Consider the following 24900-nt stretch of genomic DNA (forward strand, 5'->3'; position numbering starts at 1 on the left):
CATGGTTCACTCTTAGACCGATATTTACCTCAGTATTATCTCGTAGTCTTTTTCAAAAATCAAATATGATTCCTATATCTGTACTTAATGCTAGTTTTGTACTTTGATAAAGCTTTCTAATTTCATCAGCACCTAGTGCCTGAATTTCTACTTTTTCAAAGATGTTTTTATCTTCAATTTCATGTTTTTTAGCACTCATACGCCTGACTAAGTTCTTGTCATCAGTCCATTTACCTGTTGTGATATAGTACATCTTACATAAAGGTCTTCCCCGTACCATCATACTACTTTTTTTAGAGTATATATGTGTTGCTATTTTTGCTTTATATTCAACCATTTCATTGCGTTCTAAAACTGGTTGTTCTTCTGCAAAAAAATCTGAAACTCCCTCAAAGAACTTTAACATATCTCCACTATCAAAAGTGTTTGATGTTTTAGACTGAATAAAGATAAATGTTGCTTCCATACGTTTATTGATATCAGCTAAATCATCAACTTCTTCAATAGAATCTACAAGTTTACCATTTACAATAATAGCGATACCATCAAGCCCAGTATCATTTGAACTGCCTACAGAAACATCTTCTACTTTAAAAGTCTCAGGATACTCTCGTGAAAGTACGCAGTAGTTACAAAATTTTTCAAAATCTATTGCTTCTCCTTCTGATTCTATTTCATGTTCTTTTAGAAAAGCTTCTATCAAACTTTTGGTAATTCTATCCACAAAAATACCTCCGTAATATGCTTAATCAGTGATGCTTGTGGCTGATAGTAAATGTACACAAAAAGGCTACTAGCTCAAGTATATATAATAACGTAAATAACCAAGAACAATGCAAAAGCCTTTCAAACAATTAATTGTATCCGATCATAAAACGATGACCTGGAAACCCGTGATTGTTAGAATATGCATTACTGTTGAGTTGATTATAAAGAAATTAGCTGTTGGCAAAACCCCAGAATAAATCCTAGAATCTAATTCACGACTAATACGCGAAGAAATTTGAGCAGCTATTGAGAATTGAATGTCTACACAAAGCGATCGCTTTATTTTTGAGGTTTTCCGTAAGGCGATCGCTCACCCTTCCACAATAGGCGATCGCTTAGTTTTTAAGGTTTAGTATCCCTTTTCAGATTTGTGTCAATTAACTGCCAAATAAATCTCTCGTTTAGTTGGTGTTGCACCTATTAATAATGATAGTGGGCAACACAAAGGTAAGTTTCAACATAGATGAGGTTTATTTAGATAGACGAGTCATTTCAAACAATTGCTGGGCATTACTTCCTAAAAAAGCATCGAAAAGTATCTGCTTTCCAGGCTCGATTTCGACTAGATAACGCTGGGCAATTTCATAATAAGCGTAAGTCCAAGGGATCTGAATTTCTGCGCCACTGTTATCATCTAGCACTGTCACCATTTCTGTTACAGCTTGAGTTGCAGTTTGCCGCAAACCACAGGCAATATTTCCCTCTATCTCTGCTTTCATTGGTACACCCAAATGAGCCAAACCACTAGCGGTAGTATCAATATCTGGATATTCTGGGGTGTTCTGTCCGTTGACGTAGCCTGTAAAATGGTTGACACCATACCCGTGCAGCAACACCCAAGCCCCATATTGAGTAATCTGATTGACCTCTTCTACAACAGAACGCTTAGGAGGTAGCCAAGGACGGGTAAAGACTTGCTGAAGTTGTTTGGCAATGGTTTCAATCTCCGCATCTTTTTTGAGAAGAGTAACGGCTGAGGTTAGTTGGTGTGGGATTGCAGATACTGTTTTAGAGATGAGTTGAGCAATATTAGCAGGCAGTTCATCAACAATCAACTCGCTGATAAAGAGTTTGGGTAAGTTAAATTCATCTTGCTGGGGATGGCGATAATGACGGGCATATAGATGAGTTTGAGCAAAATTATACTCCCCAGCCGCCACGTAACCCAAAGCTTCTGCAAATTGTGCGAGATAGTCAATTCCTAAATTAACTTGACCCTGTGGACTATCTACTAATAAACGCAAAGACCTAAAGGCGATGTGGTCGTTGGCAACAGTCCCACCCGCAGTAGTTATCATTTGCTGGTAGGTACGGGCATGATTTACTCTGGCGCTGTATTCTTGCCAAAGTAATTTCCATAAATTTAAGGCTATTTCGGGTTTCATAAAGTATTTGGGGATTGGGCATTGGGCATGGGGCATTGGGTATTGGTTATTTACTTCCCGCGACTCCCCATTCCCTATTATTTTTTAAGAACTTAAAATATCACTGATAATCTGAAGGGCGATTTGAATTTGGTCGCTGTCGATAACTAGAGGGGGACAGAAACGAATTGCCGCTTTACCGCAACCTAGTAATAATAAACCGCGTAAAAAAGCTTCTTGAATAATGCGATCGCGCAATTTATGATCGAGATTACCCTGTTCATCCAATAAATCCACGGCTACCATCAAACCTTTACCTCGTGGCGGCGATACTCTCGGAAATCTTTGATGCAACTCGGTAAGACTAGCTTGTAAGAATTCTCCCATCTGGGTAGCGTTGGTCATCAAACCACTTTCCAGCAATTGTAGTGTGGCAATACCAGCAGCACAAGCAACGGGATTACCGCCAAATGTGGTAGCGTGAGAACCTGGAGGCCAAGTCATTAACTCTGGTCTGGCAAGTATCGCACCTAATGGCAGACCACTGGCGATACCTTTGGCAGTGGTAATAATATCAGGCATCACACCCCAATGCTCGATCGCAAATAAGCGACCTGTCCGCCCCATTCCCGCTTGCACTTCATCCACTACCATCAGAATACCGTGGCGATCGCAAATATCCCGAATCCGTTTCAAAAAACCATCCTCTGGTACGATATACCCGCCTTCTCCCTGAATTGCTTCGACTACGATTGCGGCTACTTCTTGCGGTGGTAAAATTGTCCCAAATAGCTGTTTTTCCAGGTAATCTAAGCTGGCGTGAGTGCCGTAGGGAATATGAGTTACCCCAGGAACTAAAGGCCCAAAATTCGCTCGCTGCACTGCTTTAGAACCAGTGAGAGACATTGCCCCATAAGTGCGTCCGTGAAATGCACCTAAGAAAGCCACAATTAGCGATCGCTTGGTGTAATATCTAGCTAGTTTAATCGCTCCTTCGTTTGACTCTGCCCCGGAATTGGTGAAAAATACTTTTGCAGGGAATGCACTGTGACTCTGTAGTTGAGGAAAAGGGGCGCGAATCGCTAGTTGTTCCGCCAGTTCCACCATCGGTTCATAATAAAAATCCGTCCCTGACATGTGCAGCAGACGCGCCGACTGTTCCTGAATTGCTTTGACGACTTCCGGGTGGGCGTGTCCGGTGGCGGTAACGGCAATACCTGCGGTCATATCCAGAAATACATTGCCATCCACATCTTCAATCATACAGCCCTGGCCGCGAGATACAACTAATGGGTAATCGCGGGTGTAAGAAGGGGAAGTTACCGCGCGATCGCGTTGTACAATTGCTTGAGCGCGAGGCCCAGGTAAAGAAGTTATTAAACGGGGTATACGAGGTAAATTTAAGTTAATAGGTATACTTAACATTATTTTTGCAATTTTTTAAAGATTACTGATGATTAAACGCTAAAAGTTGATTAGTTACAGTAGCATTTGATGCCATTGATGTAGAAATTACGCATTTACTGAAAAAGCTTCATAGTAAAGATTTTCGTATTTTGTAAGACTTTGCCCGTTTTTATAACACAACTTCTGCGATCGCGTCTCCACTCAACCACAAAATAGGTAATAACGACCAGCTACGCCTACGCAATAGTTAGATCAGCAGCCGCATTAGTAGCTTTTGTGACTCCAATAGTTAGTTTTTAGTCGCATTAGTAGCTTTTGCAACTCCAATAGTTAGTTTTCAAGTCGCATTAGTAGCTTTTGCAACTCCAATAGTTGGTTTTCAAGTCGCATTAGTAGCTTTTGCGACTCCAATAGTTGGTTTTCAAGTCACATTAGCTGCTTTTGCGACTTCAATAGTTAGTTTTCAAGTCACATTAGCTGCTTTTGCGACTCCAATAGTTAGTTCAGCAGTAGTCAGAAGACCTCAATCTTCTTCTCTGCGCTTCTGCGTGAGCTTATTCAGCAACGCCAACCACGAGAACTCACAAAAAGCGTGTCACAATCAACATTAGCCATTAATAAATCTGGGCGTATGTTCTGGCAAGACGGACAGCTAATATACAACGGCAAATACAAAATAGAAAAATACTTGGGTGGTGGCGGTTTTGCAGTTACCTACCAAGCAATGCATACCAAGCTAAACCGTCGAGTCGTGATCACTTTATTTCTACTTCTTCTCTCGCGTCCAGACTTGTAAATTGTAATCTATAAAGGTTTTCGAGATTTGTAAAACTTTGTGAACAAGATATATTCCACGAAGCCTTGCGGGTTATAGCTTTTCGTTACCTGGCACTGTTTAAATAGGCGACGCACTAGGACGCACACTTCGCAAACAAAAAAACCGTAATCTATATTAGATAATAAATCAATACCCAGTTTTTCAACCATGTAAACACAGGGGTAATAATGACTATTAAAGAACAAATTAACCAAGAATTAGAAAAATTACCTGAACCATTATTACAAGAAATTTTAGACTTTGTACAATTTTTGCAAGTCAAACATGAAAAAAATAGTATATCTTCAGATACCAAACCTGCTCAAACGGTTACAACAGAGCATACCTTAACAGGTTCTACTGCTGAAGATTTATTAGAATTTGTCGGTAGTTGGGAAGGTTCAGATATTAGAGAATGCCTGCAACTAGTTCATGACAGTCGGATACCTCTAGAATTTTAATTATCTATCTCTTGGATACTAATCACTGTTCCTTTTTGATAGAAGGTGTGCCTGGCGTTGTAAATCACTTGCGATCGCTTGGTCAGGTACAATTAGCAACCAGTGTTATTGTTGCTAATGAGTTGCACTTTATGGCACAAAACTCACATCAAAAAGCTGCTAATTTAATAAAAATTAATGCATTTCTCAAACGAATTAACCTAGACGGGATCGACAAAGAAACAACAGAAATCTACGGTGATTTTAAATCAGAAATTATCAAACAATTTGGCCCAAAAGAAAAAAATAAACGTAAAACAACCAAACTAAATATCATAGGCATTAGTGAAAATGACCTCTGGATAGCTGCTACAGTTTTACGTCATTCATTGACTCTTGTTTCATCTGATAGCGACTTTGAGCGAATGCGACAAGTAAGAGAAATTTCTTGGGAAAGTTGGGTGTAAATTAAACAGGGTAAAAAAACAGCTAATTTACACCCACTCAATTAATTCAAAAACTTCTCCACGCATCTAACAAATATTTCCACACCCATTCCCAACGCCGTTTCGTCAAAATCAAACCGGGGATGATGATGAGGATACGCCAAATCTTTCTCTGGATTGGCAGAACCTAAAAAGAAATAGCAACCAGGAACCTCTTGCAAGAAAAATGACATATCTTCAGCAGCCATAGTTTGGCATTCTGGCACAATACCCAACGGGGTTTCTACCACTTCTTCAGCTACAGTTCGCACCAATTCCGCTATCTTAATATCATTAATTACTGGTGGATAAAGTGCCCAATATTCTAAGTCATAACTCGCACCATGACTTTGACAAATTCCAGCAATAATCTGCTCAACACGCTGGTTGAAAAAGCCTTTCAAACTAGGATTAAAATACCTGACAGTAGCACTCATTCGCGCTGTATCAGCAATCACATTCCGCTTGGTTCCAGCATGAAGTTCGCCCACCGTTACCACAGCCGAATCAATGGGATTCACATTCCGGGCGACAATGGTTTGCAGAGCATTTACAATTTGGGCAGCAACTACTACAGAGTCAACAGTTTGATGGGGTAGTGCGCCGTGTCCACCTTTGCCCAAAATTGTGCAGTTAAAGCACTCCACAGCTGCCATCAACGCCCCAGCACGGACACCCACTGTTCCCAAGGGTAAATTATTCCACAAATGCAAACCAATAATCGCGTCAACATCAGGATTTTTCAGGACTCCAGCTTCAATCATCGGCTTTGCGCCTCCTGGTGATTCTTCTGCTGGCTGAAAGATAATTTTCACTGTACCGGAGAAGTCTTGGCGATGCTGTTGCAGATAATAAGCTGTACCTAATGCGATCGCAGTATGTCCATCATGTCCGCAAGCGTGCATCACTCCATCATGCTGCGATTTATAGGGTACTTCGTTAAGTTCTTGGATTGGCAAAGCATCCATATCTGCCCGAATCGCTAAAACTTTCTCTGCACCTAATTTGTTACCCTTGATGGTGGCAACAATGCCAGTGTGAGCAATGCCACTTTGATGCTCAATTCCCCACTCTTGCAGCTTTTGTGATACGAACTCAGCCGTCAGCTTTTCTTGAAAACCCAACTCTGGTTGTTGATGCAATCGCCGCCGCCACTCTACTAATTGCGGTTGCAATGAGCGAATTGCCAGCCGGATGCGAGATAGATCAACAGACGAGGAATTGGGAAAGGTAGAAACCATTATGAAGACAAGCTAGTTTAAGTACAGCTAACTTAGTCTATCGTAATAAATCGGGCATGGGGCATGGGGCATGGGAATAAGGGAGAAATCAATTCAAAATTCAAAATTGAAGAACTCCTCCCTCCTCTTTCCCAATGCCCAATGCCCAATGCCCAATGACAAATGACAAATTCAAAGTGTCAGTGTTTCCCAATCTAAATCTGACGCTATTTGAGCAAGTTTATCTAAATCAGTCAGATTATCTAAATAGGGTAAGCAGCCTAAAACTGGCATGTTAGTAAGTGATTGAATTAATTGCTGTGGTGTCCAGTCGGCTATTTCTGCATCTGTTCGAGGTTGTATGCAGTTCAGAATAATGCCTTTGAGATTAACGCGCGATTGCCTAGCTAATGCAACGTTTGCCACAGCTTGAGCGATCGCACCCAATCTAACTGGTACTACCAATACCGTTGGTAAACGCCATTCTCCAGCTAAATCAGCTACGGTTAACTCGTCAGTTACCGGCGAACCTAACCCTCCCAAGGCTTCTACAAGCACAAAATCACGTTGCGATCGCAACTTAGACAAAGCTTGCCACACAAGAGCTAAATCGACTTGGCGATTTTCTCGTGCGGCGGCGATGGGAGGGGCTAAAGGTGCTTCAAAGTATAACGGTGTAATTTCCTCTGAAGATTGTTCTAGCGCAAATAGCTTTTGATACCACTCGCGATCGCCAATCCCCGATTGAATCGGTTTCATGATTCCCCAGCTACGCTGCGGGTAATATTTTTGCCAATAGGCTGCTAAGGCTGTTGTTAAAACAGTTTTGCCAGCTTCGGTATCAGTTCCAGTAATCAGTAGTGTGTTTAACATTAATTTCTTTGGCCAGAAAATGGTTGTGTTTCATTAACTGGCGGCAAGGTTGGCGTTTCACCAGTGGGCGGAGTTGGAATCGGTATCTCTGTGGGAATTGGGAAGGGTGTTTCTGTAGGAATTGGGAGCGGTGTCTCTGTAGGAATGGGAATCGGTGTCTCAGTGGGAATTGGGAGGGGTGTTTCTGTAGGAATTGGGAGCGGTGTCTCTGTAGGAACGGGAATCGGTGTCTCGGTGGGAATTGGTTTGACTGATTTTTCTAATGAAACATTGAGGTTGTAATTGCTTTCGGCAACTCCCGAAGCCAGTGTTAACTCAATAGTATATCTACCAGTAACTAGCAATATGCCTTCATAAGCTGTTATTGGTTGAGTATTTTGAGCAAGTGGTTGTTCATTGGGACTTAAAACTGTGAGCAATACGCTGCTTGTTGGGTCAATCAATGCAGTTAACTTGTCACCTTTCTGTCCAAAAAAAGTATAGCGGATGATTTGATTTGTTTTGAGAGTATCTGTAACTATGGCTGTGTTATTTGCTCCCAGATTGAGCCGCCTAGAAATAGGTTGCTCAGTGGTGGGTGTGGGTGTGGCTGTGAACGTAGTACCACCAGAAATAACTGGTGAAGGGAAATTTTGTGGAAGCGTTTCAGTTGGTGATGGTTTCGACTGACTGCGGATTGAACTGACTAATGCCCAAGAACCAAATCCGGCGACAAAGACTACAGCAGTGGCAATTGCTGTGATCGCTAACGGATTATCCAAGACTGAACTAGTGGAACTTGGTGGAATCACAGGATCGGGTTGTTTCTTCGGCGAAGCTGGTGGTGGTACTGAGTCAGGACGGCGGCTAACAGCCATTGTCTGCAAATTAGACGCATTCAGGGGAGGAAGACTGACTTGTTCTAAAGGTTGTAGTGCTTGAGATACACTAGCAGCACTCTGATAGCGATCGCTCGGTATATGATTCAACATTCGATTCAACACTACAGCAAATCGCGGACTCACCTTTACCCATCGCTGCCAATTCCAAGTTAGTTGGTTTTCATCAAATAGATCCTTTGGTTCTTTACCAGTCAGCAAAACAATCGCGCTTACCGCTAATGCATACAAGTCACTGCTAGGGTAAGCCCCCCCTGTTTGCATTTGTTCGCTAGGAGAGTAGCCTAATTTTCCCACAGTGGTTTCGGGCATGGCACTCTCTGGCGATCGCAAACGTGTTGCTAGTTCCTTTACCACCCCAAAGTCAATTAACACAGGTTTAGCGTCACTATCTCGCAAAATAATGTTTTCTGGCGAGATATCTCGATGAATGATCCCTCGACTGTGAATATGCTCTAAAACACGCAACAACAACTGTATCAGCTGCAATACTTCAGCCTCTGTGAAGGTTTTACCAACAGCTTGACGTTCAGCCAGCATCGCTCGATAAGTTTGACCTGCAACATAGTCCTCCACCAAAAATAAGCGTTGGTCTTGCTCAAATCTTTCCCGAAATTTGGGGACTTGTGGATGTTCGATTTGATATAAAATGGCAGCTTCTCGGTGAAAAAGCTCCTTTGCCTTTTCCCAAGCCGAAGCCTCCGTTGCTGTTGAAATCAATTCCTTGATCGCGCACAGTTCGTTAAATCGCCTCTGATCTTCTGCCAGATAGGTTCTACCAAATCCTCCTTGTCCGAGAATTTGAATTATGCGGTAACGGTTTTGCAAGACAGTGCCAACTGTAATGGGTGGTTGCATGAGCGATTGATTGAGTGTAGGAGCAACTGAGGAGGAAGTCACCCACCAAGATTAAGTCCGAGAGGCGACACAGTTACATGCAGCGATATTCTACCTTACCTAATGGGTATACCCCCAGTTAGGAGTATACGCAAAGTCACGTTTCAAGTGTCTTATGCAACTTTAAGAACTGTCCACGATACAGGGGGCAAGGGGAGCAGGGGAGGCAGGGAGAGTAAAGAGAAGATTTGAGGAATTTTTCTAGTGAAATAGTCATGAATAGACTTATTTCCTTCTCTTCCCCTGCCTACCCTGTTACCCATCTCACTTTTAGAGCATTGCTCCCCAGAAGATCACTGGGGGAAGAAGAACAAAAATTAGCGCAGCTTGGCGCTGTCAGCCTTGCACGAAAACCACACCTATGAGAGTTTGTTTAAATACAACTATTTTGGAATTTTATTGTGTGAATTAAAACTTAAAATTAAATCTGCCAGTTTACTTATTTATTGCTAGTATCGTAGAATATAATAGGATACAACTTAAACACTTAGTTCCAAATGCTCCTTGTCTAAGAAGAAACTTCAATACCACTTAAAGTTATAAATACTTTACTGTCAGTAATAAATGATGTATTTAGAAGAAGCAATCTAGTACACCAATCTTTGATAGCTTGAGGTTGTTTGTCTCAACTCAAAAATTTGAATTATACATCTTACTGGACGGACTTGATATCAGTTAAGCTATCAATGGTTTGCTTCCAAAGAAAATTAGACAGTTAGCGAATGATAATTTTATGGAGAAATGCTTAAATTTTGTATGGAAGCTTTAATAAAACTCACAGATGTTTTTTTTAGGCTATTTCTCAGTTAAATCTATTAAATCTTTAATGATAATATTGCTATGAATTCAAATAGAGGATCTGCTGTTCTTAGTTCTGCAACTTTCAAAGTGCAAGCATCTTCAACGGGAATGAATGATAATCATCGCTTGCGGCTGTTTTCGGGCTCTGCCAATTTACCTCTGTCTCAAGAAGTCGCTCGTTATGTCGGGATGGACTTGGGCCCAATGATTCGCAAAAGATTTGCGGATGGAGAACTTTACGTTCAAATCCAAGAATCAATTCGGGGTTGTGATGTCTATTTAATTCAGCCATGCTGTCAACCCGTGAACGATCATTTGATGGAATTATTGATTATGGTTGATGCCTGTCGTCGAGCTTCGGCGCGACAGGTGACGGCAGTAATTCCCTACTATGGCTATGCTCGTGCCGATCGCAAAACGGCAGGACGAGAGTCAATCACTGCCAAGCTGGTTGCTAACTTGATCACCGAAGCAGGTGCCAACCGCGTTCTAGCAATGGATTTACACTCGGCGCAAATTCAAGGCTATTTCGATATTCCCTTTGACCATGTTTACGGTTCTCCAGTATTGCTGGATTATCTAGCAAGCAAGCAATTGCCCGATCTTGTGGTTGTTTCCCCCGATGTTGGCGGTGTAGCACGAGCCAGAGCATTTGCCAAAAAACTGAATGATGCTCCCCTGGCGATTATTGACAAACGTCGTCAGGCACATAATGTTGCAGAAGTGTTAAATGTCATCGGCGATGTTAAAGGCAAAACGGCAGTGTTGGTGGATGACATGATCGACACTGGCGGCACGATCGCAGAAGGAGCAAGATTACTGCGTGAAGAAGGAGCGCGTCAGGTATACGCCTGTGCAACTCATGCAGTATTTTCCCCACCAGCGATGGAGCGATTATCCAGTGGTTTGTTTGAGGAAGTTATTGTCACCAACACGATCCCCATACCAGAAAACAATCGTTTTCCCCAACTAGTGGTGTTGTCAGTAGCTAATCTCTTAGGAGAAACTATCTGGCGGATTCATGAAGATACTTCAGTTAGTAGTATGTTCCGCTAAACTGTCTTCGTGTTACAGGCAAAAATTACCCACGCTGACCCCTTGATTGGGTGCAGTGTGGGCTTTTAGTAGTTTAAAACTTTCTGTACTGAGATTACGACACAAATAGTTCGAGCTTCCAAGCTGGTTTACAGAAAACTCTTTCTCCCCCTGCCCCCTTACCGATACAGCCAAACGCGGAGTAGTGAAAGTAGTTGCTCAGTATCTACAGGTTTGGTAATGTAGTCAGAGGCTCCAGCTTCGATGCACTTTTCGCGATCACCTGGCATAGCTTTAGCAGTTAAAGCAATTATTGGTAGTGAGCGAAACTGTTGTTGCTGGCGGATGGCGCGGGTGGTTTCGTAACCATCCATTTCCGGCATCATAATATCCATCAATACTATATTTATGTCAGGATTACTTTGCAGTCTCTCTATGCCATCTATGCCATTTTCGGCAAACAGCACTTGCATTTGATAGCTTTCTAAGAAGCTGGTCAGGGCAAAAATATTCCGCAAGTCATCATCTACAATCAAAATTTTCCGATTAGCTAGCACCGGGTCATTTTGATGTAGTTGCTCTAGCATTTGACGCTTTGGTGGGGGCAAATTTGCTTGCACTCGATGCAAAAACAGGGCCGTTTCGTCTAATAACCGCTCTGGTGATCGCACATTTTTAATGATAATTGTCTCTGCTAATCCGCGCAGTTGGGTTTCTTCTTGGCGGCTGAGTTCTTTGCCGGTATAAACGATAATTGGCAGTTTCAACAGTCTGGGTTCTTTCTTGATTTGCTCAATTAGTGCAAACCCGCTCATATCAGGCAGACCAAGATCCAGTACCATACAGTCAAAGTGCTGCGATCGCAAAATCAACAGCGCTTCTGCTCCCGTACCTACTGCTGTACTCTGGACATCACCATTACCAATCAATTCGATAATACTTTGGGCTTGTACGGGATCGTCTTCTACGATGAGGAGATTTCTTACCTGACGCTCAATAAAACCTTTAATATCAGTCAATACCTGAGTTAGCGCTTCTGGAGAAACAGGTTTTTGTAGGTAAGTAATTGCTCCTAGCTGTAATCCCCGTTGCTGTCTTTCATCTACGGAAAGTATATGTACTGGTATATGCCTGGTATCTGGTTTATGCTTTAGACGATCCAGCACCGTCCAACCATCCATTTCTGGCATATAAATATCTAGCATAATTGCATCGGGCTTAAACTGTTGCGCGAGTGCTAGACCTTGTTTGCTCTGTAAGGCAACTATAGCCTTAAAACCCTGCTCACGAGCCATATCTAGTAAGATGCGGGCGAATTTATCATCATCCTCGATAATTAGCAAAATGCGATCGCCCGGTTGAATTATTTCCCGGTCATCTGGAATTTCTTGGGGGAGGTTGGTAAGTACTTTCGCGGTTGGAGAGGTGTCCACAGTTGTGGGTCTGTTTTCTACCAGAGGCACTTCTTTTCTAGTCGATGCTTGGCGGATTGTGATTGGCTGAGGCGGTGTAAAAGTACTTTGACTATTCTTTTCCTGTCGTCTGGGTAGGTAGAGAGTGAAGGTGCTTCCCTGCCCTGGTTTGCTGACTAATTCAATTCTCCCTCCCAACAGTTGAGCCAATTCTCGGCTGATGGACAAACCCAAGCCAGTGCCGCCATACTTGCGGCTGGTTGTGCCATCTGCCTGCTGAAATGCCTCGAAAATAACCTTCTGTTTCTCGGCTGGAATGCCTATACCCGTATCGCTAACAGCAAAAGCAATCATCGGATTATCAATTTCGGCTGCGTCAGAAGACATACTAATTTCTAACTTCACGCCTCCCCGTTCAGTAAACTTAAAGGCGTTAGCTAGGAGATTTTTCAGCACTTGTTGCAGACGTTTAGAATCGTTATAAATTGTCGGTGGTAACTTACTATCCAGTTCAACAGTAAAACTGAGTTCTTTATTGTGGGCAAGTTGCTGGAAAGTCTGTTCTAGAGATGTTGCCAAATCTGCAAAAGCAATTTGCTCAATATCGAGCGACATCGTACCCGACTCAATTTTGGCTAAATCTAGAATGTCATTGATCAATTCCAGCAAATCAGTGCCAGCCGAGTAAATAGTCCGGCTGTACTCTACCTGTTTATCGGTCAAGTTGTTTAGAGAATTATCTGCTAACAGCCTAGCTAAAATTAACAAGCTATTTAGGGGTGTCCGTAATTCGTGGGACATATTCGCCAGAAATTCCGACTTATATTTGGAAGACAAAGCCAGTTGTTCAGCTTTTTCTTCCAAAGACTTCCTCGCCCTTTCAACTTCCTGGTTCTTACGAGCGACTTCCCGATTTTGAACTTCTAACAGTTCTGCCTTTTCTTCTAACTCCTCATTTAGTTGCTGTAATTCTTCGTTAGACTGCTTGACAAGAAATTGTGATTCCTCCAACTCGTGCGCCTGTTCTTCTAAACGTTGATTGCTCTGCTGTAGTTCTTCTTGCTGAGTTTGCAGTTCTTCTGTTAAAGCAACAGACTCTTCAAGTAGTTGCTGGGTTTGCAATTGTGAGGCGATGTTATTTAAAAATACGCCCAGATTTTCACTTAATTGCTCTAAAAATGTCAGATGCAGATGGCTCAAAGATCCAAAAGAGGCAAGTTCAATTACGGCACTCACCTGCGTCTCAAACATTATAGGCAAAACAATAATATTTAGCGGTGGTGATTCTCCCAAGCCGGAACTGATGCGGATATAGTCACTAGGAACTTCTGTGAGGAGGATTCTTTGTTTTTCTAGAGCGCATTGTCCCACCAATCCTTCGCCCAAGCGAAACTGATTGGCTAAGTTTTTTCGTTCTTTGTAAGCATAACTACTCAACAACTTCAGTACTGGTTGGTCGTCTATAGAGGTCATTGCATAAAAAACGCCCTGTGATGCCCCAACCAGTGGCGCTAAATTCGACAATATCAAGCTAGACGCAACTTCCAGATTTCGCTGCCCTTGGAGCATCTGGGTAAATTCAGCTAAGTTAGACTTTAACCAGTTTTGCTCTTCATTTTTTTGAGTTGTATTTCGCAGATTAACGATCATCTGGTTGAAGGTGCGCGTCAACACGCCAATTTCATCGTAGCGATCGCTATCTGGTAAACTCACCGATAAATCCCCATCCGCCATTTTTTCTGCCAAACCAGAAACTTGCTTTAGAGGTGCTGAGATATGTCTGGTCAAGGCAAATCCGATCAAACCTAAAATTAAAGAAAATAAGGGAATACTATAGACAATACTGGCGATCGTTTGCCGGCCAGCTGCTCTTGCTCTCTCAGAGCGCTGTTTCAGCAGTGCATTCTCCTCAGTTTTCATCGCCTGGATAACTTTCTGAATCTGATCCATTAGCTGTTTACCCTGGTCTGTCAGGATAGCTTTCTGGGAAGCTTCTAAACCCTGGCCTTCCCGTAGCTCAATGACATCTTTCATTACAGCCATTCTTTGAGTTATCAGTGGCTGCAAAGTATCAAGTCGATTTTGTTGGTTGGGGTTATCTGCTGTTAACCTTTGAAGCTCCTTAACTTTTTGATTCAGTAATTCAATTGCAGCGTTATAAGGTTCTAAATAGCGCTGTTCGCCCGTAATAATGTAACCACGTTGACCAGTTTCAGCATTTGTCAGTTGCAGATTGAGGTCTTCAAGCTGACTTAGCACCTGGTAGGTATGAGTTTCTTTGCGCGAAGTTTCAATTAGATCGTTCGTGCTTTGGTAGGAGATTAGACCAATGGTGGTCAGAGTTGCCAAACTCAAGGCAAAACTTACTCCAATCTTGGTTCCAATCTTCAAACGGTTAAACATTATTCCAGGCAGGTATTTAAATTATTTCTGTTTTTCAGACTATTTCGATTATGTTCTAACTATCTAAATTAACTGTAGGATGTTTTGTTTATCTGGGATATGCCTAGTTTTTGGTACGGCAAATATTATCAACTTTAATTCTATATATATAAATGTAACGTTATTTTAAATAATTTTCTAAATAAATTTTTCTAACGTTTTTATATTTTAATAAATTTCAACCCTTTAAATAGCATAATCTCTTTCAAAAGAAGCAACAATTTTTTTGAAAATTTAATATTGCATTGCGGTGGATATTTAAACAGTTGTTCTTAGATTATAAATTTAACATCAGACTTTACAAAAACAGGTTGATTTTTATGATCGCAGTAATTGACATAGCAAGACCTAGATTCTGCAAAGGGCAAAAGGTAGAATTTATTGTTGGATTGGGAACCATAAGAGAATGTCATCCTAACTCTGGAAACGGGTCGTATCTTGTAGAAATGGAAATGGGCTCAGAACCGAAAATGGGTAGGATTGGTTATGAGACGAGTATTTTACTATTTGAAACAGATATTATTTTACTCTAAGGCTAACCTCTTGTTGTCGCTTAGATTTAATTTGACATCATCTTTTTCTCAAAAAAACCTTGGAGGAGATTAAATAATTTCACAAGATTTTAATATTCTCTAGTGAAAGTTAAACCACTTGAGGAATAGATAAAAATCTGGAATAATACAATTAAGCAGATAGGACAGAGGAAATGAACTTCATTTTCTGTAAACGTTAAATATAGTAGTTTTTGCGGATGGATAAAATACCATCACCATTGTACACCAATATTAAGAACAACCTTAACCTTAGTTATTGTAAGCAATATTATGCTAGAAAACTAGGGTTTTAAAAGGCAATATATACTTACGTAAACTATTTCATCTATATAAAAAAATATACTTTCCCTATAAATTTCACGTTATTGAGTTTAACTAGAAGTTAGTAATACTCTAGCGATCGCTTCTAGCCAAATCAAGTTCAGATTGGCTATGTATACTAAAATCTTGGATATTGTTACTTTCTAAAATCGCTCTTGCACCTGCTATGTAGATATCAGTGCCTTTTATGACTACTAGATAATTTCCACCTGCGACCTGATGCTGATAATATCTGGCGAGATCGTTAGGAATTCCTAAAGTGGGGTAAATATCTTGAGAACTGCTGATATTCATGTCAGTAATATCACTTATTTTGCTGGTAATTTTAGCAATTATTGATACTTGACTCATCGGAAAACCAGCAGTTCTCAGTTCAGTAAGCGCTCTTTCTAGATTATAGTACTTAGAAAAAACACCAATAGCGTGCTTATAACGGCTATTTGGGGTGGAGTATGGCTCATAAACACCCGAATGTTGAAGATCGCGGCGATTAAAAATCCTCTTAGCTAGACGAATTTCTATGTCTATGCCGGTTATCATCACCAAATGATAACCTTTACAGACTAGATCGCTGTAACCCTCTGCTTGCTCTTTAGGAATTCCTAAACTTACCAATACATCCGGTAAACAACTTGCTAGATTGCTAGCGATCGCTATTGCTTGTGCGCCGGCTACCATGACTTGGCCTACACCAGGAACTACCCAGCAGACTAGACCAGCTAATAAGTCATTCAAATCGCCTAAAGCACTACCAGTAAAAGCTCGATCGGTGTCTTCTGAGGATGTATTGCTAGTGCTATCTTTAACTTCAACACCAGCAATATCACTTTGTTCTTCTGCATTTTTTGCAATTACAGAAACTTTGTGCATTGGAAAATTAGAAGCTTTTAGTTCCTGAAGTGCCAATTGTGCATCGGAACATTTAGCGAAAACTACTATAGTTCTTCGCTCTTTTTCTAATGTCATTTTATCGGTTTATTGCAGTTAGAAGTGATTCCCAAGATTATTAGCTAATTGAAGGTAATTATACAGCTCGGCGAGTCAGTAAACCCCATAGGAAAATCAGTAGCATAGCACCCAGAACAGCAAATAAAATGCTTCCCAAAGATAAAGCTCCTACAGATGCGGCGGCTGCTGAACTACTCCCTAGTAAAACTTGACCCAAATAACCACCGACTACCGCTCCAAGTATTCCTAATATAATCGTGGAGAGAATACCGCCACCTTGGGTTCCTGGATAAAATAACTTAGCTAACGCGCCTGCAATTAAACCCAAAACCAGCCAAGCAATAATGTTAGTCATTGAATCTTTCCTTTGTGAGAATGTGCTTTGTCGTTTCCTTTCGACTATTTCATATTAAAGTTTGCCTCTAAAATTACCGATCTATCTAGAGAACTAAAATCAAAAATCTTTAGATATCATTTGAATTATCCGGTAGGGGAAATACCCTACGGAAAGCCTTTCTGTATCTAGATAAATTGCTTCTACAGGTTATAGTTTTGCGTAAGCCCTAGTAGTATTTTATTAGTGGTTCAAGACTCAGGAGTAACGACCAAAGAAAGAGCTAGTTGATAAAGTTGGCGACGGGGAAGGGAGGTAAATTTTGCTAACTGACGGCTAGCCTGCGATCGCGATATTCCCTGACTAATTAAAAGTTTCAATTCGGCTTTCAATTCCTCTTCTGTCAGTTGGGGCTGACTGGCTGGAATTCCTGCCACGACTAATGTATATTCACCTTGGGGTTCTCGTTGGCTGTAGTGAGCGATCGCTTCGGCAATTGTCCCCCGCCAAAATTCCTCATACAATTTTGTTAACTCCCGTCCTAGCACAATTTGGCGATCGCTTCCCCAAACTTGTGCTAAGTCTTGTAAAGTATCTCGCAAGCGGTGAGGCGATTCGTAGAAAATCAATGTACGAGATTCTGTTTGCAGAGATTCTAAATATTCTTGTCTCTGTTGAGTTTTCGCCGGAAGAAAGCCTTCAAAGACAAACCTATCTGTTGGTAATCCAGATGCACTCAAAGCGGTAATTGCTGCACTAGCGCCAGGAATGGGAACTACTGAAATCCCCGCCTCAATGCAGGCTTTCACCAGTTCATATCCAGGATCGGAAATACCTGGCATTCCCGCATCACTCACAAGTGCGATCGCTTTATCGTTAATTAAATGCTCTAATAATTCTGGGATGCGACTGGTACGATTGTGTTCGTGGTAACTCACCTGGGGAGTTTTAACTTGAAAATGCTGTAATAATTTCCCTGTGTGACGGGTATCTTCCGCAGCAATGATATCCACAGTCTGCAAAATTCGCACCGCCCGAAAGGTTATATCTTCCAAGTTGCCAATGGGTGTACCGACAACGTAAAGTGTTCTTGGTTTTGGATCGGTTTGCATAAGAGAAAGTTAGGAGTTTTTGTAGAGACGCGATGAATCGCGTCTGTGCAGGAGAAACAAGAGAGACGCGATTCATCGCGTCTGTACAAGAAAGAGTTAAAAATAATAATTTATGCAGCTATACGAACATATATGACAAACGGATCGTCCAAAATCCAAAATCCAAAATCGGATCGTGGGTTATTTGTCGGTTTAGTAACTTTAGATTTGATTTACCTTGCTGAATCTCCCCCCAAAAATAATCAGAAGATTGTCGCTACTGACTATACTGTAGCGGCAGGTGGCCCAGCAACAAACGCAGCTGTAACTTTTAGGCATTTAGGTAATCAAGCTACAGTCTTAGGTGTAGTGGGTTCTCACCCAATGACACAGCTAATTCGAGGTGATTTGGCAAATTACAAAGTTGCGATCGCAGACCTTGAGCCTACCACTGATTTAGCACCGCCTGTCTCCTCAATCATTGTCACCCAAACCACAGGTGAAAGAGCCGTGGTTTCCATCAATGCTGTCAAAACTCAAGCCAGTAGCGCATCTATCCCTTCAGATATTTTGCAAAATGTCAACATAGTACTGATTGATGGGCATCAGATGGCTGTAAGTTATTTCATAGCCCAAGCAGCTAAAGCCAAAAATATCCCAGTAGTAATCGATGGTGGCAGTTGGAAGCCTGGATTTGAGCAAATTTTGCCGTTTGTAGATTATGCCATCTGTTCAGCTAATTTTTATCCCCCCAACTGTCAGACTGGAGAAGACGTTTTTGCCTATCTGTCCGGCTTTGAGATTCCTTACATCGCCATTACCCACGGACAAAAACCAATTGAATACTTGAGTTGCACTAAAGCTGGTATCGTAGATGTGCCGCAAATACACGCGGTTGATACATTAGGGGCTGGAGATATTTTCCACGGTGCTTTTTGTGATTACATTTTAAGGGAAAGTTTTACTGATGCGCTGGCACTAGCAGCTAATATTGCTGCTGATTCTTGTAAATTTTTTGGCACTCGGCGCTGGATGGATTTAAAGTGCTGAATGAAGAAAGGGGGAAAGGGGAAAGGGAAGCAGTAACTTAAAAGTAGGGGTTTCAAATATGGACACTGATTTTTATCGCACTACGTGTCTTAAAAATCTTCTTTTTTATTCGACCTATTTAAAAATAGTGGCTTTATACCTTGTGGGGAAAAGTTCTTTATCCTTTCCTTTCCCCCTTACCCTTTCCCCTTTTCCCCTTTTTGGTAATCAGATTAATAAAGGCAAATTTAATGAAAGACTTACAAGAAATATTAGCGATCGCTCGTGAGATAGGTTGGGGTGCAGCAGATATACTGCGATCGTATTACCACGGCACTGCAAAAGACTCTAACTTAGATGTGCAATATAAACAAAACGAGCCTGTTACCGTTGCCGATGTAGCTGTGAGTCAATATATCTTGCAGAAGCTACAAGCAACTTTGGGTAACGAAGATTTTGCTTACATCAGCGAAGAAACCTATCAGTCACCAACTACAGGCGTACACCCTTCCGCCCCTTGGGTATGGATAATTGACCCTTTGGATGGCACACGAGACTTTATTGAAAAAACTGGGGACTATGCAGTTCACATTGCTTTAGTCAAGGAAACACGCCCGGTTTTAGCAGTGGTGGCAGTACCAGAGGCAGAAAAGTTATATTATGCTACCAAAGGTGGGGGGACATTTGTAGAAACCAGTGATGGCTCTGTTCCTTTACAAGTGTCGTCAAGTAAACCAATTGAGGATTTAACCTTAGTGGTTAGTCGCTCTCACCGCAACCAGCGCTTAGATTACTTACTACAAAATTTACCCTGTCAAAATCAGAAATCTGTGGGTAGTGTCGGCTGCAAAATCGCCACTATTGTCGAGCAACAAGCAGATATCTACATTTCCCTTTCTGGTAAATCTGCGCCTAAAGATTGGGATATGGCAGCACCAGAACTGATTTTAACAGAAGCTGGTGGTAAGTTTACCCACTTTGACGGCGCTCCGTTGCAGTATAACACTGGTGATATCAATCAATGGGGAGGTTTGCTGGCGAGTAATGGTGAATATCACGAAGCACTGTGCCAGCAAGCAGAAAAGATTTTAGCGCAGTTCGACCATAGCTAATGGGACATTTGAGGATGAATATTTTTTAATTTGCTTTTAAAACAGCTAGTCATGTTATGATTGCACCCACTACCGATAATAATCTTTACCTCTAAGTCCACAACTTAATTTTCAAAACACTAAATACCTGCGCGATCGCAGATTAAAAGTGTAACTTTTATAGTACAAGCAACAAAAGCCAGCCAATGGAGAAGTCTGCAAACCCGCCTTAAGGGTTTGATTTGTGAATAAAATTCACTATTAGACGATATTCAAAGGCTGAAGGCTGTGTTAAACTCATGGACATAAAGATTATTTTCGGTTGAGTAACTAGTTTTGATTTCTAAAAACCGTCTCTCCGAATTTAACTCTCTACACTCCCTGAATTCGGAGACTTCTATGTCAATTTACGTCGGGAACCTGTCATATCAGGTTACAGAAGAGGACCTAAAGCAGGCTTTTGCAGAATACGGAACAGTAAGTCGTGTTCAACTACCCACAGATCGGGAAACAGGCCGGCCTCGTGGGTTCGCTTTTGTGGAAATGGAATCAGACACACAAGAACAAGCTGCCATTGATGCACTTGATGGTGCTGAATGGATGGGACGTGACTTGAAAGTGAACAAAGCTAAACCTCGCGAGGATAGAAGCAGTTCTCCTCGTGGTAGCTGGGGTGGTGGTAATGCCCGCCGCAACAATAACAATCGCTACTAAAGTCGATTCCTAAAAGTTTCACATTTAGAGTCTCCAGCAGATAAAGCCAAAAGCTGCCCTCTGCTGGGATATTTTTTGTATCTAACCTTAAACCATTCATCTATTGCAGCTTCATAAAAAATGGTATTAGGGAAGAAAGTTTTTATCTACTTGAGTCTTTTGAATTGCGCGTTGCGCTTGGATGGAAACTTCTCTATCGGGATCATCTAACGCTTGTTGTAAGGGATTAATAGCATCAGGATGAGCTAAATTACCAAGTGCAATTACTGCTTCTTTGCGGACATCTGCATATTCATCTGTTAATGCTTGAATTAATCTCGGCATAACTTGAATATTTGGGATTTTTTGCAAAGCTTGTGCTGCTGATTTTCGCACTTGCCAATGTTCATCATTTAAAGCTATTTCTAATGCTGAAATTGCTTGATGATTTTTATGAATAGCCAGAGATTTAGCTGCATTCCGGCGAACCTGCCAATCACTATCATTTGTGAGTGCTTGACAAAGTATTGTAATCACTTCTGCATCTTGTAAATGTTCTAAAGTTAAAGCAGCAGCACGACGTACACTTGCTTCTCTATCAAAAATTAGATTTAAAGCTTGTGGACATTTTTCTAGTTGATTGATATATCGCAGTGTGGTAACGGCTGTTTCTCTTAATTCGGTATTTTTTGATTCTAGAAATGGCAAAACGTAGGGTAAAGATTGAATATCGTGTATCTTCCGTAAAAGCACTAAAATATTTAATTGGAGATTTACATCATTACTTCGCAGTTTATCTAGTAAAAGTAACAATTCATCTTGTGTTATTAACTCACTTAAGGCTGATGCCGCTTCAGTGCGAATATCTGTATCCGATGAACTAAGGCATTCAATTAAAGCAGGTATTGCTACAGGATTAGCAATTTCCCAAAGGGCGGATATCGCTATTTTTTGAACAGTAATATGTTCATCTTTCAAAGCGATGAGTAAAGCATCTATTGTTTCTTCATCGCCTAAATGCTGTAAGGTTTTTACAGCTACTATACGATCATTTATATCAGGCGATCGCAGCATTTCTAGCCAATACTGGAGGTTATTATCTTCATTCATTGTTTAAAAGCACAGAAAGGGAATCTTTAACGTAATAAAAAGGGAATCTGCACAGTAATGGCATTCGTTGGACATTCTTTTTCACAAGGTAGACAAAACCAACATTCATCATATTTCATGTAGGCTTTGCCTGTTTCTGGATTTTTTGCCAACACATCCAAGGGACAAACTTCAATACAGGCTGTGCATTTTTCTAAACATTTTGATTCATCAACGATCACAGGAACATCTATTCTCTGATTAATTAAAGCCATAAAATAACTCCATGATTTCGTACTCAAACTGCTAATCGGTAAAATAAACGGGGTAAGCTTATATGAATTTTTTCACGATTGTAGGTTGTTTATAGGCATTATCCCGATTTCATGTGTTGGGTTCCACTACGTTCCACCCAACCTACAGGAGAGAGCGATCACACTATTAGTTAAGCAACTCTAGCAATTTTAAGAGTTTACTTATCATAAATTTTGGTTTTGCTTCTTGTGTTAAAGTTTGATTTTTTCTGTTGTAATAGCAAAAATCCATTTTGACTTGTGTTGCTCCTGCATAGTCGTGCTTTAGAGAATCTCCAACGTAAATAACTTCTGCTGGTGTTAAATTTAACCTAGATAAAGCATGATGGAATATCTCAGGAGATGGTTTCGCAAAACCAATTGCTTCAGAAACTACAACTTCTTCAAAAAAATGCTCAATTCCAGCAGCTTGCATTCTCGGTAGTTGCGCTGATACAAACCCGTTCGTAATGACAGCCAAACGATAATTGTGTGCGAGAACAGTTAGCACTTCATTTACATCAGGTTCCATTACGCCCGAATGATTAAAAATATGCCAAAAACTTTGACTAAGCTTGCTGAGTTGATCTGTTTGTATATCTAATTGAGCAAGTGTACTTCGATAAGACCTCTCGATTATCTCACTAGGAGAAAAGATATCTTGCTGTCTCCAATACTTGGAATTATAAGTTTCAAAGACTTGAAGAAAAATAGTCTCACTGACTCCATTTAAATCTAAAGATACTGCACAATCTTCTAATGCTCCTAGAATAGCTTGGCGTTCACATAGCTCAAAATTCAACAGTGTATTATCGAGATCAAAAATTATTGCTTTATAGAGCATTTTCATGGACATTCATTTAACAGCAACATTGTAGACTTCTTTGACTGCATCTACTTCTACGATGTAAGGCTCTACAGGACGCTTAAACAATACCATTTGCTCTAATTTATCTTTCTTTAAATTGACATGACAAAACCATTCTTCATCATTCTTTTCTGGATAATCTAAGCGGTAATGATAAAGACCCCAACGAGTCTCTTGACGATATAATGATGCTCTGGCTGCCATTTCTGCACAGTCCCGAATAAAATGAACTTCTAGACTACGCATCAATTCATGGGGATCGCGAGCGCCCATTAAATCTAATGTTTCTTGATATTGAACGAAATGTTTCAAACCAATCTCTATTTTATTGCCTGTTTTCGGTGGTTGCAGATAATCATTAACTAAGCGCCTTAATTTATATTCAACCTGGGTATGAGGTACACCATTAGGGCGAGTTAATGGGGCATAAATTCTCGATTTTTCTGTTTCTAAAAAATCTACATCTGGTTCGATAAAATCTAAATCTTGAATATATTCAATGGCGTGAGTTCCCGCTATGCGACCGAAAACAAATGCCCCAATCATGTAATTATGGGGAACGCTGGCCATGTCTCCGGCTGCATATAAACCAGGGACGGTTGTTTGAGCATTTTCATTTACCCACACACCAGAGGCACTATGACCGCTACATAAGCCAATTTCGGAAATGTGCATCTCTACGCCGTGAGTGCGGTAATCTTCATTTCTGCCTTGATGAAAGCGTTCTCTACTTGGTCGTTCATTTGCCCAAAGTATTGATTCAATTTCAGCGATTGTATCTTCATCAAGATGGGTCATTTTGAGTTGGACTGGCCCTTTACCAGAGTTTAATTCTTTCCAGATTTCCAACATCATTTGACCACTCCAATAGTCGCAACTAATGAAGCGATTTCCTTCGGCGTTGGCAGTATGAGCGCCAAAAGGGCCGGCGACATAAGCACAAGCAGGGCCGTTATAATCTTTAATTAGAGGATTAACTTGAAAGCATTCAATATTACTAAGTTCTGCTCCTGCATGATAAGCCATTGAATAGCCATCTCCCGCATTGGTGGGATTTTCGTAAGTGCCGTAGAGATAGCCAGAAGCAGGTAATCCTAATCTGCCGCAAGCACCTGTACACAAGATGACTGCTTTGGCTTGAATGACAATATAATCGCCGTTCCTGACATCAAATCCTACTGCACCAACAGCACGACCTTCTTTAACTAACACCCTTGTTGCCATGACACGATTTGTCACTTTGACTTTGTGGCGTTTGACTTGGCGAGTGAGAATGGTTTTTAAGTCTTTACCTTCTGGCATGGGTAAGACATATTTACCCACGCGATGCACTTGTTTTAAATCATAGTTGCCTTGGACATCTTTTTGAAATTTCACACCCCAACTTTCTAATTCTTGGATGACTTCATAACCTAATTTGCCTGTTTGATATACGGCTTTTTGGTTGAGAATACCGTCGTTGGCTAAGGTGATTTCGCGCACGTATTGTTCTGGAGTAGAATGTCCGGGAATGACTGCGGTGTTTACCCCATCCATACCCATTGCGATCGCACCACTCCGTCGGATGTTAGCCTTTTCTAAGATCAGCACCTCTGCATCAGGATTTGCTTGTTTGGCTTTGATACCTGCCATTGTCCCGGCTGTACCGCCACCAATGACAAGTACATCAGTTTTTATCCGTTGGGTATTGATGTCCATAAGCTTTTAGAAGTGGGGAGGAACTTTAAGGATTTATTACCGTTCCAAACGA

The 24900-nt window shown here is 41.1% G+C and carries 21 protein-coding genes; 7 read left to right on the forward strand and 14 right to left on the reverse strand.

Annotation, left to right across the window (positions count from 1 at the left end):
* Positions 1–52: 52 nt before the first annotated feature.
* From G1O98_RS09890 to G1O98_RS09900, 3 genes are all read right to left on the reverse strand, one after another.
* Entirely contained in the window at positions 53–724 is a 672-nt protein-coding gene (locus tag G1O98_RS09890; RefSeq protein ID WP_163928643.1) for a hypothetical protein, read from the reverse strand.
* Between the two features lie 514 nt (positions 725–1238).
* Positions 1239–2153, reverse strand: a complete 915-nt coding sequence (locus G1O98_RS09895) for a DUF1338 domain-containing protein (RefSeq protein ID WP_163928644.1) — start codon at positions 2151–2153, stop codon at positions 1239–1241.
* 84 nt (positions 2154–2237) lie between these two features.
* Positions 2238–3557, reverse strand: coding sequence for an acetyl ornithine aminotransferase family protein (locus G1O98_RS09900; protein ID WP_163928645.1), 1320 nt, complete (start codon positions 3555–3557; stop codon positions 2238–2240).
* Positions 3558–4131: 574 nt separating this feature from the next.
* Here G1O98_RS09900 and G1O98_RS09905 point away from each other — a divergent pair.
* The 3 genes from G1O98_RS09905 to G1O98_RS09915 all read left to right on the forward strand — a co-directional run bounded on the left by G1O98_RS09905 (position 4132) and on the right by G1O98_RS09915 (position 5263).
* Positions 4132–4335 (forward strand): hypothetical protein, encoded by a 204-nt coding sequence (locus tag G1O98_RS09905; RefSeq protein WP_163928646.1) that lies wholly within the window; start codon positions 4132–4134, stop codon positions 4333–4335.
* 209 nt (positions 4336–4544) lie between these two features.
* Positions 4545–4817, forward strand: a complete 273-nt coding sequence (locus G1O98_RS09910) for a DUF2281 domain-containing protein (protein WP_163928647.1) — start codon at positions 4545–4547, stop codon at positions 4815–4817.
* Positions 4818–4828: 11 nt separating this feature from the next.
* On the forward strand, positions 4829–5263 hold the full coding sequence (locus G1O98_RS09915; RefSeq protein WP_175586611.1) for a type II toxin-antitoxin system VapC family toxin: 435 nt from the start codon (positions 4829–4831) through the stop codon (positions 5261–5263).
* Positions 5264–5304: 41 nt separating this feature from the next.
* Here the strand turns inward: G1O98_RS09915 and G1O98_RS09920 are convergent, their stop codons facing one another.
* The 3 genes from G1O98_RS09920 to G1O98_RS09930 form a co-directional block, all read right to left on the reverse strand.
* On the reverse strand, positions 5305–6522 hold the full coding sequence (locus G1O98_RS09920) for a M20 family metallopeptidase (RefSeq protein WP_163928648.1): 1218 nt from the start codon (positions 6520–6522) through the stop codon (positions 5305–5307).
* 171 nt (positions 6523–6693) lie between these two features.
* Positions 6694–7374 carry a dethiobiotin synthase gene (gene bioD / locus G1O98_RS09925; protein ID WP_163928649.1) on the reverse strand — a complete coding sequence of 227 codons (681 nt, stop codon included), beginning with the start codon at positions 7372–7374 and terminating at the stop codon, positions 6694–6696.
* Positions 7374–9110 carry a serine/threonine-protein kinase gene (locus G1O98_RS09930; RefSeq protein ID WP_163928650.1) on the reverse strand — a complete coding sequence of 579 codons (1737 nt, stop codon included), beginning with the start codon at positions 9108–9110 and terminating at the stop codon, positions 7374–7376. Before G1O98_RS09930 ends, bioD begins: the two co-directional genes overlap by 1 nt.
* An 879-nt stretch (positions 9111–9989) precedes the next feature.
* Between G1O98_RS09930 and G1O98_RS09935 the strand changes: the two genes are divergently transcribed.
* Positions 9990–11006: a ribose-phosphate pyrophosphokinase gene (locus tag G1O98_RS09935; RefSeq protein WP_163928651.1), complete on the forward strand. Its 1017-nt coding sequence runs from the start codon at positions 9990–9992 to the stop codon at positions 11004–11006.
* Between the two features lie 158 nt (positions 11007–11164).
* On the opposite strand, the gene G1O98_RS09940 is transcribed toward G1O98_RS09935, so the two are convergent.
* The 4 genes from G1O98_RS09940 to rsmI form a co-directional block, all read right to left on the reverse strand.
* Positions 11165–14800, reverse strand: a complete 3636-nt coding sequence (locus tag G1O98_RS09940) for a response regulator (RefSeq protein ID WP_163928652.1) — start codon at positions 14798–14800, stop codon at positions 11165–11167.
* Positions 14801–15786: 986 nt separating this feature from the next.
* Positions 15787–16680: a hypothetical protein gene (locus tag G1O98_RS09945; RefSeq protein ID WP_163928653.1), complete on the reverse strand. Its 894-nt coding sequence runs from the start codon at positions 16678–16680 to the stop codon at positions 15787–15789.
* 58 nt (positions 16681–16738) lie between these two features.
* Positions 16739–17017 carry a GlsB/YeaQ/YmgE family stress response membrane protein gene (locus G1O98_RS09950; protein ID WP_114083839.1) on the reverse strand — a complete coding sequence of 93 codons (279 nt, stop codon included), beginning with the start codon at positions 17015–17017 and terminating at the stop codon, positions 16739–16741.
* A gap of 230 nt (positions 17018–17247) precedes the next feature.
* The gene (rsmI, locus tag G1O98_RS09955) at positions 17248–18108 is read right to left on the reverse strand and encodes a 16S rRNA (cytidine(1402)-2'-O)-methyltransferase (RefSeq protein ID WP_163928654.1); all 861 of its coding nucleotides are present in this window, start codon (positions 18106–18108) and stop codon (positions 17248–17250) included.
* 132 nt (positions 18109–18240) lie between these two features.
* Here rsmI and G1O98_RS09960 point away from each other — a divergent pair, with 132 nt between their 5' ends.
* The 3 genes from G1O98_RS09960 to G1O98_RS09970 all read left to right on the forward strand — a co-directional run bounded on the left by G1O98_RS09960 (position 18241) and on the right by G1O98_RS09970 (position 20921).
* A complete protein-coding gene (locus tag G1O98_RS09960) occupies positions 18241–19137 on the forward strand; it encodes a sugar kinase (protein WP_175586612.1) in 897 nt (298 codons plus the stop codon).
* Positions 19138–19367: 230 nt separating this feature from the next.
* Positions 19368–20228, forward strand: coding sequence for a 3'(2'),5'-bisphosphate nucleotidase CysQ (locus G1O98_RS09965; protein WP_163928655.1), 861 nt, complete (start codon positions 19368–19370; stop codon positions 20226–20228).
* 378 nt (positions 20229–20606) lie between these two features.
* Positions 20607–20921, forward strand: a complete 315-nt coding sequence (locus G1O98_RS09970; RefSeq protein ID WP_012408942.1) for an RNA-binding protein — start codon at positions 20607–20609, stop codon at positions 20919–20921.
* A 126-nt stretch (positions 20922–21047) separates the two neighbouring features.
* Here G1O98_RS09970 and G1O98_RS09975 read toward each other — a convergent pair whose 3' ends face one another.
* The 4 genes from G1O98_RS09975 to G1O98_RS09990 all read right to left on the reverse strand — a co-directional run bounded on the left by G1O98_RS09975 (position 21048) and on the right by G1O98_RS09990 (position 24848).
* Positions 21048–22010, reverse strand: a complete 963-nt coding sequence (locus tag G1O98_RS09975) for a HEAT repeat domain-containing protein (RefSeq protein ID WP_163928656.1) — start codon at positions 22008–22010, stop codon at positions 21048–21050.
* A 26-nt stretch (positions 22011–22036) separates the two neighbouring features.
* Positions 22037–22264: a ferredoxin family protein gene (locus G1O98_RS09980; RefSeq protein WP_012408944.1), complete on the reverse strand. Its 228-nt coding sequence runs from the start codon at positions 22262–22264 to the stop codon at positions 22037–22039.
* Between the two features lie 166 nt (positions 22265–22430).
* Entirely contained in the window at positions 22431–23138 is a 708-nt protein-coding gene (locus tag G1O98_RS09985) for an HAD family hydrolase (protein WP_228058406.1), read from the reverse strand.
* Positions 23139–24848 carry a fumarate reductase/succinate dehydrogenase flavoprotein subunit gene (locus G1O98_RS09990; RefSeq protein ID WP_163928657.1) on the reverse strand — a complete coding sequence of 570 codons (1710 nt, stop codon included), beginning with the start codon at positions 24846–24848 and terminating at the stop codon, positions 23139–23141. It abuts the gene before it with no gap.
* Between the last annotated feature and the right edge of the window lie 52 nt (positions 24849–24900).

It is taken from the genome of Nostoc sp. UIC 10630 (genome assembly GCF_010747425.1).
Lineage (GTDB): Bacteria > Cyanobacteriota > Cyanobacteriia > Cyanobacteriales > Nostocaceae > Nostoc.